Raw genomic sequence first — 12,350 nt, forward strand, 5'->3', positions numbered from 1 at the left:
CCCTAACGGGAATTATTTATAACGATCAACCATTTTCTCTAAAGAAATTGGACGGATCTTGTCAGCATTTCCAGCTGTACCAAATGCTTCATAACGATCAACACAAATTTGCTTCATTGTATCAACGGTTTTAGCAAAGTATTTACGTGGATCAAACTCAGATGGATTCTCAGCCAAAAATTGACGAATCGCACCAGTTGAAGCTAAACGTAAGTCAGTATCAATGTTGATTTTACGTACACCATGTTTGATTGCTTCTACAAGCTGCTCAACAGGTACACCATAAGTTTCGCCGATATTACCGCCGAACTCATTGATTACCTTTAACCATTCTTGTGGAACAGAACTCGAACCATGCATTACAAGGTGAGTATTTGGTAATGCCGCATGAATTTCTTTAATACGGTCAATTGCCAAGATATCGCCTGTAGGTGGACGCGTAAACTTATACGCACCGTGTGAAGTACCAACTGCAATTGCTAGTGCATCAACATTTGTATCAGCAACGAACTGAGTCGCTTCTTCAACAGAAGTTAAAAGTTGTGAATGGTCAAGTACACCTTCTGCACCAACACCATCTTCTTCACCAGCCATACCAGTTTCAAGGCTACCTAAACAGCCAATCTCACCTTCGACAGAAACACCACATGCATGTGCTAAAGCAACAACATTACGAGTTACATCAACATTGTATTCGTAAGATGTAGGCGTTTTACCATCCACACCCAATGAACCGTCCATCATTACTGAGCTAAAGCCAAGCTGAATTGAACGCTGACAGATATCAGGGCTTGTACCATGGTCTTGGTGCATTACCACTGGAATATGTGGCCATTCTTCAATTGCAGCCAAAATAAGATGGCGTAAGAATGGAGCGCCTGCATATTTGCGAGCTCCAGCTGATGCTTGAACAATTACAGGTGAATTGGTTGCATCTGCGGCAAGCATGATTGCGCGCATTTGTTCTAAGTTATTTACGTTAAATGCTGGTACGCCGTAGTTATGTTCAGCAGCGTGATCCAAGAGCTGGCGCATTGAAATGAGTGCCATAATATCCTCCCAGGTAGTGCGGGTTATTCTACCCTTTCATTTATTTCAATTCAGCAACAAATCACAGTATTTCAAAAAAAATCCCCGCATATGCAGGGATTTTTTAACAAAAAACAACAAATTAATGTGTTTCTGAAGCAGCAGCCTCATTTGGTGCACTACCTTCAACCACATCGGTATTCTTTTCATCTAAAACTGGCTTATCAATCGCATCAATGGCTGCTTGTTGCTCAGGTGTTACTTTTTCTGAAACAGCCGTAGAAGCTACTGATTCTTGTCCAGCCTGAGATGCTTCATCTTTCTTAGCACAAGCAGTCAACATCATCGGTACAATTAACACAGCAGCAAATGTAAGCTTTAAATTCATCACTATTGTCCACAGTTGGTGATTTAATGCTCACTATTTTATTGCAGATATATGACAGTTTAATGACCTATCCATGAAAAAAGGGACTGGTCACCCAATCCCTTCTTATTTTTAGATAACAGTGTTAAGCACGCTCAAGTAAAGCAGCGACTGCTGGCAAAGTCTTTCCTTCAACAAACTCAAGGAATGCACCGCCACCTGTAGAAATATAACCAATTTGGTCAGCAACGTTATATTTATCAATCGCAGCTAAAGTATCTCCGCCACCAGCAATCGAGAAACCAGCAGATTGAGCAACAGCAAGAGAAAGTGCTTTAGTACCCTCACCAAATTGATCAACTTCAAATACGCCTACAGGACCATTCCAAAGAATCGTTTTTGATGTAGTTAAAATATTTGCAAATGCTTTAGCTGTTTCAGGACCAACATCTAAAATCATGTCATTTGATGTTACATCTTCTACTTTCTTCACAACTGCTTGCGCTGCTGCTAAAGAACCCAAGAAATCTTCAAAATTAATTTGCGAAGCATCGGCAACCACAACATCTGTAGGAAGTGGAACACTTACTTTCGCAGCAATTTGTTTTGCAGTTTCAACCAAGTCAGCTTCGTATAATGATTTACCAACATTAAAACCAGCAGCTGCCAAGAATGTATTTGCAATACCACCACCAACGATAAGTTGATCACAAATACTAGAAAGTGAGTTTAGAACATCAAGTTTAGTTGAAACTTTAGAACCTGCAACAATTGCAACCATTGGTTTTTCAGGAGTTTGCATTGCACGGCCTAGTGCATCTAACTCAGCTGCCAATAAAGGACCTGCTGCAGCTACAGGAGCAAAACGAGCTACACCTTCAGTAGATGCTTCTGCACGGTGAGCAGTACCAAATGCGTCCATAACAAATACATCGCATAATGCAGCATATTTTTGTGCAAGCTCTGGATTATTTTTCTTTTCGCCATGGTTAAAGCGTACATTCTCAAGCAATACAACTTGACCAGCTTCAACTTCTACGCCATTTAGGTAATCAGTTAACAATTTAACGTCTTGACCCAATACTTCTGTTAAATAAGCAGCGACTGGTGCAAGTGATTGTTCCGGCTTTGGTTCACCTTCAACAGGACGACCTAAATGTGAAAATACCATCACAGCTGCGCCTTTTTCTAAAGCAGCTTTGATCGTTGGTAATGCAGCACGTAAGCGAGCATCGCTAGTAATCACACCATTTTTGACAGGAACGTTTAAATCTTCACGAATAAGGACGCGTTTACCTGTTAAGTTAAGGTCAGTCATACGCTGAAAATTCATGTAAAGCTCTCTTTATGATTTTAAAAACGCGCCAATTTTAAATGATTACATCAAAAAAGGTTAGTTTTTTTGCATAAAAGCTGTAGAAAGCCTGAGTTTTGATTATGATAGAGATAGTCATTTGATATTTCATCCATTATGTCTATTCATCCAGATCCACAAATCAATCGTTTAAATGTTTTAGGGGAACCTTTAGCAAGTTGTTGTTTCGACCCTATTACTGGCTATTTTAGAAATGGCTTCTGCCACACAGCAGTAACAGACCTTGGTCAGCATACCGTATGTGCGCAAATGACCTCTGATTTCTTAAATTTTTCACAAAAAATAGGTAATGATCTTATTACCCCGTTACCGGAAGTAGATTTCCCCGGCCTAAAGCCCGGTGATTTCTGGTGTATCTGCGTAACTCGTTGGGTAGAAGCTTATCAAGCGGGTCAGGCACCTCCCATCAAAATACATGCATGTCACCAAGCTGTATTAAGCTATGTGCCTTTAGATGTTTTAATGGAATTTGCAGTGTAATGGTACAGCCACAAATTATTTTGGCATCAAGCAGTCAAACGCGTAAAGCCTTAATGGATCGCCTAGGGATTAACTATATCTGTGTGAGTCCAGATATTGATGAGAGCCCTCGCAATGAAACCCATGCAGATGAACTTGCGCAAAGATTAGCTTTCACCAAAGCTCAAGTAATTGCTGTACAAAACCCACATGCAATTATTATTGGTTCCGATCAAGTCGCATGGCGAGAACACGCCCCGAATGACTTTATTGGTAAACCGATGACCATTGAAAATGCCAAAGTTCAGTTAGCAGAAAACTCAGGTCGAACTGTCTTTTTTAGTACCGCACTCAGTGTGCAATGGCTTGAGAGAAATTTTGAGCAAACACTTGTTGAACATTACCAAGTTAAATTCCGAACCCTAACTCAAGCTGAAATTGAACGATATATTGCATTAGATCAACCACTCCATTGTGCTGGTAGCTTTAAGTGTGAAAGTTTAGGAATTAGTTTGTTCGAAAAAATGATAGGCCAAGATCAAACAACTCTTATGGGTTTACCAATGATCCAACTTTGCCATATTTTAAGGCAACTTGGTCTCCAGATTCCTTAATTTTAGATATTTTTATAAATAGGTTATTTCCATGACAGAACCCTTAACAGTTTTAGGTGGTATTACTGCCGAACAATTTTTAGCAGAATATTGGCAGAAAAAACCTTTACTGGTACGTAACGGGTTGCCAGAAATTGTCGGTCTTTTAGAACCCCAAGATGTGCAAGAACTTGCTTTAGAGGAACATGCAAGTGCTCGACTCATTCGCCAAAAAGATAAAAATCCAAATGAATGGCATGTTAAGTCTTCACCTTTAACTAAGGGTGACTTTCAAAAGTTACCAAAACTATGGACGCTTTTAGTACAAGCTGTAGACCACTACTCTTTTGATCTTTCTGAGCTTTGGAAAAAATTTCCATTTATTCCTCAATGGCGCCGCGATGACATTATGGTCTCTTACGCTCCTAAAGGTGGTTCAGTAGGAAAGCATTTTGATTTTTATGATGTATTTCTAGTTCAGGGTCACGGACACCGTCGCTGGCAGTTAGGGCAAATGTGCGATGCAAATACGGCATTTGTAGCAAATCAACCATTAAAACTTCTGCCAGAAATAGATGTGCAATTTGATGAAGTTTTAGCACCAGGTGATTTACTATACGTTCCACCCGGAATGGCACATTATGGCGTTGCCGAAGACGATTGCCTCACGTTCTCATTTGGCTTTCGCATGCCAAACGTTGCAGGAATGATGGAACGTATTAGCGATCAATTTTCAGCTAATACTTTATTGCAAAACCCTGTTGTAGACATCGCGCGTAAACAAATGAGCCAAATTGGTGAAATTAACGCAACCGAACTAGGGCACTTAAAAGACTTAGTATTAGCTCAATTACAAGATTCAGCAGCACTTGATGCCGCTATCATGTCTTATATGAGTGAACCCAAATATCCGGATAATATTCCAGAAGCTGATGAAATCGAAGCTGATGACTTGAAAGAAATCTTACAAGAAGGATATGAGGTTCTTTTAGAGCCAGCCTCTCGACTACTTTATACAGAGCAAAACGCAACCCTAAACTTTTGGGGAAATGGTGAAGCCCTATTTATAGCTGAGTCTTTCGGACAAAAACTAAAAGCGATTGCCAATGGAGCGAGCCTGCCATTCGATAGCCAATTTAATGATGATGAAATACTAGAGAACGTTGCTCACTTATTAAATGAATCTATTCTTATGCTTTTGCCTCCTGCAGAGTAAATGCCTTAATAAAAGTAGATTTTTTCATGAAAGTGGAAAAATCTACTTTTAAAAGGGACAACCAAACGCATAGATTCATTCCATTATTACTCTTTAAATTTATCTGCAAATCGTTAAATAGCACGTAATCAAGATTATTAAGCTTAAGAAATTTTGAAATGAGAATTAAAAATAAAAAGCCTAATTATTAAAAATAATGAAATACCTCTTACTTACTTTTTCCTTAAAATTTAAACGATACCGTCTAAAAAAATAATATCTTTTTTCTATCAATAACAAACAATACCTTGTAAAATTAAAGATCCAGATTCTCATTAATACAGATCACAGTTCAAGCGAATAGCAATTCATTTGTGAGAGGCTAAAAAATATGTCGAAAAAAGATGACATTATTAACACCGCATTAAGACTTTTTAACTCGTATAGCTATAATTCTATAGGAGTAGATCGCATCATTAATGAATCTGGCGTTGCAAAAATGACTTTTTATAAGCATTTCCCATCGAAAGAAAAGTTAATTGAAGAATGCCTACTTCTACGGAATACGCTTTTACAAAACTCTCTTACTGCTGCCTTATCAGAACATGATGAGTTAGACCCTCTTGCGAGAATTAAAGCAGTATTTTTATGGTATTCCAACTGGTTTAATAGTGAAGATTTTAATGGCTGTATGTTTCAAAAAGCCTTAGAAGAGGTGTTGAAACAATATCCGTCAACGCATCAACCTGCCACTTTGTATAAAGCTTGGTTGACTCAACTGATGCAAAATCTTCTTAACCAATACGATGTAAAAGAACCAGTTCCTTTATCTTTATTACTCGTTAATATATTGGAAGGTATGACCATTCAAGCTCAGGTCGAACATGGTTCAATAAAAATTTATGATTATTGGAATCGAGTTGAAAAGTTAATCGACTTTGAAAGAGCTGCTTAAAAATAAAGCGCGATATTCTTCTTCTTATATTAATATTCTTCTTCTCTATCACGCTGCGTCTGAAAGTCATTTTGGTTCAAAATTAGATGTTTTTTTCGACCCTACCGAACCAAAATATACAGACCTGTCTGTACAAAACAGATTATATATTTAAAAAATAAAAACTCAATCATTTTTTATGTTTCATTTAACGATAAATTAGATTTAACTATTTATCGGAGTGAAATAGGACATATTTCACATTAACTTCAATTCACTTATACTTAACAATTAAACTTATAACACAATGCAACACTTCAAACACAAAAGAAATACAAACAACTGTTTTTAATTAAAAATACTACTTATCTATCAGTTCCCCTTATATTGCTTTTCAACAAAAACAATTGGATTGATTAGTTTTGCTACATTCATTTCCGCAAGATCAATCTATACTATGCCCGCTATATTGATATAGGTATAAAGTATGAAAGATGGACTCCAAATTGAAGAAATGAAAAATGCGGCTGATTCAGTCGTTGGAATTCTCAAATCTTTGGCGAATACAGATCGTTTATTAATTTTATGTCACTTAGCTTATGAAGAGCTAAATGTCTCACAAATTGAAGAGAAGACCCAAATTACACAGCCCACTCTTTCACAACAGCTTATGATGTTACGTAAAAGTGATGTTGTATCAACTCGTCGTGACGGTAAGCAAATTTTTTACTCTATTAAGGATGACAATATGCATTCAATTTTAAATACGCTTCACCAACTGTACTGTGAAAGTAAATAATATCTTTAAATTATAATTTTATAATAATATTAGTAATTTCCTGAAATATGCGATTTTTCAGCTTGAAAGCTTAGAGTTTAGTCCAAGCACAAAGTTTTGAAAATTCGCGTAGTTTTTCCAAAGTCTCATATACCCCATTTACCGTTCCATCAATTCAGATCTCTGTATTTCATACGGTGCTTTTACAGTTTTGTGAAAGAATTCATTTTCTTAACGAACAATTAACAAGCAAAGCAATCAATAAAAAATGTTTTATTTCAATAATAAATTAATTTAAAACATAAACTTAATATTACCAATCATTATAAAAAAATCTAGTTGGTATAAAAAAGCTTAAGATTCACTTAACTTAAGTATAAAATACTCCGCTTGTTCAACCTTTAGCCACGAATAGGTTAATAAGGTCTTTATATGCTTGAATTCTTTTCTCGATTAAGCTTGGTAGCCAAGATTATTTTCGCCATTATTTTAGGTATTGGTGTCGCATTACTATTTCCAAACGTTACGCCTTATTTAAGTTTATTTGGTGAGCTTTTCATTAAAGCCTTAAAATCGGTTGCCCCTATTTTAGTTTTTGTATTGGTACTTTCCTCTATCGCCAACTTTCAAGTGGGTCATAGCGCAAATTTACGTCCAATCATAATTTTATACGTAATCGGTATGTTGCTTGCTGCTTTCACAGCTGTGATTGTTAGTCTTTCTTTTCCTAGTACATTGTTCCTTAACACTGTTTCGCACAATGATTTGCAAGCACCAGGAAGTTTAGCGGATATTTTAAAAAATCTGCTTTTAAGCTTTATTGCTAACCCTGTTCAAGCAATTAGTGAAGCAAACTTTATCGGTATTTTAGCTTGGGCAATTGGCTTAGGTTTAGCTATGCGCCATAGCTCTGACACCACAAAAGAAGTAATGCAAGATGTTGCACATGCTGTCAGCGCTATTATTCATAAAGTAATTGCTTTTGCACCTGTCGGCATTTTCGGTTTGGTTGCAGTAACTTTTGCTGATGCTGGCCTCGCAACCCTTGAAAGTTATGCGCAATTATTAATAGTACTGTTAGGTACGATGTTCTTTGTTGCTTTAGTTATTAATCCAATTCTTGTTGCACTTACTATACGTGGGAATCCATACCCTCTCGTGTTTAAGTGTCTTAAAGAAAGTGGGATTACGGCTTTCTTCACACGAAGTTCAGCAGCCAACATTCCGGTTAACCTAGATTTGGCAGAACGCTTAGGTGTTAATCCATCTACAGCAAGTGTGTCTATCCCATTAGGTGCGACAATCAATATGGCTGGCGCAGCAGTAACAATTACTGTACTCACATTAGCAACTGTACATACGCTTGGAATTCATGTTGATTTTGCAACAATGCTTATTTTATCAGTTGTTGCTACAGTTTCAGCATGCGGTGCTTCTGGTGTAGCTGGTGGTTCTTTACTTTTGATTCCAGTAGCATGTAGTTTATTTGGTATTTCAACTGAAATTGCTATGCAAGTGGTAGCTATTGGTATGATCATCAGTGTATTGCAAGACTCTACAGAAACAGCGCTTAACTCTTCTACGGATGTTTTATTTACTGCAGCTGTAGATATTCGTTCTAAACAAGCTTCTTAAAAAATGCCATTTCAACGTCTACCAAACTGGTTCCAACTCGGAGCCTTTTTACTGGCATTCAATGCCGGAATGATTAATGTATTAGGGTTAATTACTCTTTTACATCAATCTATTTCACATATGACTGGCAACGTTAGTATGCTAGCTATGAGTTTGGTAGAGTGGCAACCAGAACATATCATTTTCTTACTTCTAGTGATTATTTGTTATGTTTGTGGTTCATTTTATAGTGGTTTTATTTTAGGCAGTAGCCACTTCCGATTAGGTCGTCGCTATGGCCTACCTTTAAGTCTTGTTGCCTTATTCATTTTTCTTTGCTGGCTATTACTTCCTTATTTTCCACGCTATGGATTATTATGGGCTTGTACAGCAATGGGCCTACAAAATGCAATGGTGAGCCATTATAAAGGCACCATTATTCGAACTACCCATCTATCTGGGGTTTTAACAGATATTGGTTTAGCCCTTGGATATAAAGCCAGAGGCTTATCAGTAGAAAACCGACGTATTGTTTTACACTTACTTATTTTTACGGGTTTTCTGCTGGGTGGAATTCTCGCCGCGCTGGTACATCCGTATTTAAAGTTACAAGCATTTTTATTGCCAGCAACTTTAAGCTTAGTCTTAAGTATTTCTTACTGGGTAGTTTACTTCTACAGCCCTTCAACTTCACATAAGGATTAAGTCATGGTTAAAAATGCCTTACAAGCACAGCTACTAAAAGCTGGTTTAGTGGATAATAAAAAAGCAAAAAAACTAACAAAGCAAGCTCACCACGAACAACGTATCGGGCAAAGCGATGAGCCTGAAATTAAAGCGAATATTGAAAAAGCTCAACAAGAAAAGTTAGCTAAAGATCAGGCTTTAAACTTAGAAAAACAGCAACAACTTGAGGAGAAAGCCCTCAAAGCATCTATCATTCAAATGATTAAACATCATAAAATTTCAAATACTGATGGTGATAGTGTTTATCAATTTATTGATGAGGGTAAGATCAAGAAGGTATATATTTCTCAGCAAATATATAATGCCCTTGTTTCAGGCAGTTTGCTCATTGCTAAAGATCAAAATCAATATGCATACTTACCTAAACCATTAGCTGAAAAAATTGATCAAAAAATGAAAGGTTTTATTCTATTGAACAATGCTGAGTCCAATGAACAGACCACAAATGAAGAAGATCCTTATGCAGCGTATGTTATTCCTGATGATTTAATGTGGTAATACATACAAGGGCCTTTATGATGTAAATCTAAAGGCCTTTTTCGAATGGCTTTAAAAATATTAATTTAACAAATGTTCAAAATACTCAGAAAAAATACTTAAAGAATAAATTCCTTCACCACTTTATCTATTAATCCCGATATAATAAATCATAATTTTTTAAGTCCTCGCGACATTCTTGAAGATTTCTTCAGGTATCCAAATTTTACGTCATGTACTAACAAATGACGTACAACGTAATCAGTTCATGTGTATTTGCACATATTCAAAAGATCGAAAACCTAAGTGATATTGATCTAACTGACTTTTTTGTAAATTTAATTGCAAAGACTTAATTAAGTGGCTTTTGTCTTAAAGGTAGTAATTCATGCTGAAGTGGTTTGAAAAACTTGTAGATCCCTACCCAACAAAAGGTCTGGATGAACCTTTACCAACTCGTTTTTTTCCATTTGTATGGCAGGCAACGGAAGGCTTACGCCCTTACTTATTCTTACTTATTCTTTTTACAGCAGGTGCGGCAAGCTTTGAAGCCTTACTTTTTTCAAAGATTGGGCAACTCGTAGATTGGTTAAGTAAAAGTCATCCTGAAAGTTTTTTCAGTCAGCACACGACTGATTTACTACTTTTAATTGGAGTTTTATTTACCAACATCTTTTTTGTAAATATTCAATCTATTGTTAAACACCAGATTTTATATAGTACTTTTCCAATGCGTTTGCGTTGGCGTTTTCATAATCTTTTATTGAAACAAAGCTTAGATTTTTTCCATAATGACTTTGCTGGAAGACTTTCTGCAAAAGTGATGCAAACTGCCCTGGCTATCCGTGAATTCTGGATTATTTTGGGCGACATGTTAGCTTACGTCGCTATTTACTTCATTACCGTTAGCATTGTTCTTGGGGCTATTTCCCCTATTTTGTTAATACCACTTTTAGTTTGGTTAACTTTATTTCTAATAAGTGCATGGTTCTTTATTCCCCGTTTAAGTAAAGTTTCGCAGCAGCAAGCCGATGCTAGATCAGTTATGACTGGCCGTATTACCGATGCTTATACCAATATTCAAACTGTTAAGTTGTTTGCTCATGCGGGACGTGAGAGCCAATATGCAAAAGCATCAATGAAAGAGTTTATGACAACAGTCTATGCTCAGATGCGTTTAGGCACTCTTTTTGAAATAAGTATCAACATGCTATCAGCCGTTTTATTTATTGGCGTTATTGGTACTTCAGTTTGGCTATGGACTCAAGGTCTAGCAGCATTAGGTGTAATTGCAGCAACGACTGCCATGATTTTAAAGCTTAATAGTATGGCTGAATTTATGATGTGGCATATGTCCGCATTATTTGAAAATGTTGGAACCATTCAAGATGGTATGCAAACATTAGGTAAAAAAATCAATATTCAAGACAAACCAGAGGCAAAAACGCTTAAAGTTCCCCAAGGCGAGATTGTATTTAAAGATGTAAGCTTTGCTTATAACAATAAAAATGTCATTGATCACTTTAATTTGCATATTAAAGCAGGTGAAAAGATCGGTATTGTTGGGCGCTCTGGAGCAGGTAAATCAACGCTTATTCAACTGCTTTTACATTTTTATCATCTTAAAGACGGTGCAATTTTAATTGATGGGCAAAATATTGAAGATGTGACTCAAGATAGTCTAAGAGCAAACATTGCTTTAGTTACTCAAGATACGTCTTTATTACATCGTTCAGTTGCCGAAAATATTAAATATGGCCGTCCAGATGCATCTGATGCCGACATGGAAAACGCTGTAAATAAAGCAAAAGCAGCAGAATTTATACCTCAATTAGTTGATTTAAAAGGTCGTAATGGATATCACGCTCAAGTAGGTGAACGTGGTGTAAAACTGTCTGGCGGTCAAAGACAACGTATTGCTATCGCACGTGTATTTTTAAAAGATGCTCCTATTCTCATTTTAGATGAAGCGACCAGTGCATTAGATTCAGAAGTTGAAGCAGCGATTCAATCCAGTTTAAATGACCTTATGGTTGATAAAACGGTTATTGCAATTGCACATCGATTATCTACTATTGCACAAATGGATCGTTTAATTGTTCTTGATGAAGGCCAAATTGCTGAGCAAGGAACACATGAAGAGTTAATTGCGCAAAATGGAATATATGCACAATTATGGAAACGTCAAACAGGCGGCTTCCTAATTGAACAAAAAGTTTTACAGGGTCAAGATTAATGCTTTATTTAGAAGATTTGAAAATTGGTGATCGTTTTATTAGTCGTGAATATGAAATCACCTTAGATGAAATCAAAAAATTTGCAAATTCCTATGACCCTCAACCATTTCACATAGATGAAGAGCAAGCTAAGCATGATCCTATTTTTCAAGGGATTGCTGCCAGTGGTTGGCACACTTCTGCCATCACTATGCGTTTATGGACTGAATGCATGCCTATTCATGGAGGTTTGATAGGTTCAGAATCTAGTTTGCGGTGGCCACGCCCCACTCGACCGGGTGATAGAATTCATGTTGAAACTGAAATTTCAGCTATCACCCCATCCAAAACAAAATTAGATCGTGGTATTGTAAGTTACGTTACACAAGCCTTAAATCAGCATGGGGATGTCTTACTTATTTCAACAACAAAAATTGTTGTCTTTAAAAAGAATGTTTAAAAATGGTTGATATGATTGTCTAACAGTTTTTATAAACTCAGATTATATTTCATGACAAGATGTGTAAGAAATGCATGTGAAAAATTGATGAGAGCAATGGAACGCA

13 protein-coding genes are annotated in these 12,350 nt (G+C 36.6%); 10 read left to right on the forward strand and 3 right to left on the reverse strand.

Annotation, left to right across the window (positions count from 1 at the left end; translation table 11 throughout):
• Positions 1-12: 12 nt before the first annotated feature.
• The 3 genes from fba to FY048_RS06345 form a co-directional block, all read right to left on the reverse strand.
• Entirely contained in the window at positions 13-1,050 is a 1,038-nt protein-coding gene (gene fba, locus FY048_RS06335) for a class II fructose-bisphosphate aldolase (protein WP_016138320.1), read from the reverse strand.
• 121 nt (positions 1,051-1,171) lie between these two features.
• Positions 1,172-1,417: a hypothetical protein gene (locus FY048_RS06340; protein WP_446090555.1), complete on the reverse strand. Its 246-nt coding sequence runs from the start codon at positions 1,415-1,417 to the stop codon at positions 1,172-1,174.
• A gap of 124 nt (positions 1,418-1,541) precedes the next feature.
• Complete coding sequence (locus FY048_RS06345; protein WP_446090556.1) at positions 1,542-2,729, reverse strand: phosphoglycerate kinase; 1,188 nt, start codon at positions 2,727-2,729, stop codon at positions 1,542-1,544.
• 138 nt (positions 2,730-2,867) lie between these two features.
• On the opposite strand from FY048_RS06345, the gene FY048_RS06350 reads away from it, so the two are divergent.
• From FY048_RS06350 to FY048_RS06395, 10 genes are all read left to right on the forward strand, one after another.
• Positions 2,868-3,251 carry a DUF2237 family protein gene (locus tag FY048_RS06350; RefSeq protein ID WP_003651438.1) on the forward strand — a complete coding sequence of 128 codons (384 nt, stop codon included), beginning with the start codon at positions 2,868-2,870 and terminating at the stop codon, positions 3,249-3,251.
• Positions 3,251-3,844, forward strand: a complete 594-nt coding sequence (locus tag FY048_RS06355; protein ID WP_446090557.1) for a Maf family protein — start codon at positions 3,251-3,253, stop codon at positions 3,842-3,844. Before FY048_RS06350 ends, FY048_RS06355 begins: the two co-directional genes overlap by 1 nt.
• A gap of 31 nt (positions 3,845-3,875) precedes the next feature.
• A complete protein-coding gene (locus FY048_RS06360) occupies positions 3,876-5,039 on the forward strand; it encodes a ribosomal protein uL16 3-hydroxylase (RefSeq protein ID WP_446090558.1) in 1,164 nt (387 codons plus the stop codon).
• 370 nt (positions 5,040-5,409) lie between these two features.
• Positions 5,410-5,973, forward strand: a complete 564-nt coding sequence (locus tag FY048_RS06365; RefSeq protein ID WP_016138324.1) for a TetR/AcrR family transcriptional regulator — start codon at positions 5,410-5,412, stop codon at positions 5,971-5,973.
• Positions 5,974-6,439: 466 nt separating this feature from the next.
• Positions 6,440-6,751, forward strand: coding sequence for an ArsR/SmtB family transcription factor (locus tag FY048_RS06370; RefSeq protein ID WP_016138325.1), 312 nt, complete (start codon positions 6,440-6,442; stop codon positions 6,749-6,751).
• Positions 6,752-7,162: 411 nt separating this feature from the next.
• Positions 7,163-8,365: a serine/threonine transporter SstT gene (gene sstT, locus FY048_RS06375; protein ID WP_440207186.1), complete on the forward strand. Its 1,203-nt coding sequence runs from the start codon at positions 7,163-7,165 to the stop codon at positions 8,363-8,365.
• 3 nt (positions 8,366-8,368) lie between these two features.
• Positions 8,369-9,049, forward strand: a complete 681-nt coding sequence (locus tag FY048_RS06380) for a YoaK family protein (RefSeq protein ID WP_446090559.1) — start codon at positions 8,369-8,371, stop codon at positions 9,047-9,049.
• Positions 9,050-9,052: 3 nt separating this feature from the next.
• Positions 9,053-9,589: a DUF2058 domain-containing protein gene (locus FY048_RS06385; protein WP_016138328.1), complete on the forward strand. Its 537-nt coding sequence runs from the start codon at positions 9,053-9,055 to the stop codon at positions 9,587-9,589.
• Positions 9,590-9,956: 367 nt separating this feature from the next.
• Complete coding sequence (locus tag FY048_RS06390; protein WP_446090560.1) at positions 9,957-11,804, forward strand: ABC transporter ATP-binding protein; 1,848 nt, start codon at positions 9,957-9,959, stop codon at positions 11,802-11,804.
• A complete protein-coding gene (locus FY048_RS06395; protein ID WP_003651428.1) occupies positions 11,804-12,244 on the forward strand; it encodes a MaoC family dehydratase in 441 nt (146 codons plus the stop codon). The genes FY048_RS06390 and FY048_RS06395 overlap by 1 nt, the downstream gene beginning before the upstream one ends.
• Positions 12,245-12,350: the final 106 nt, after the last annotated feature.

It is taken from the genome of Acinetobacter sp. 1124_18A (genome assembly GCF_052824995.1).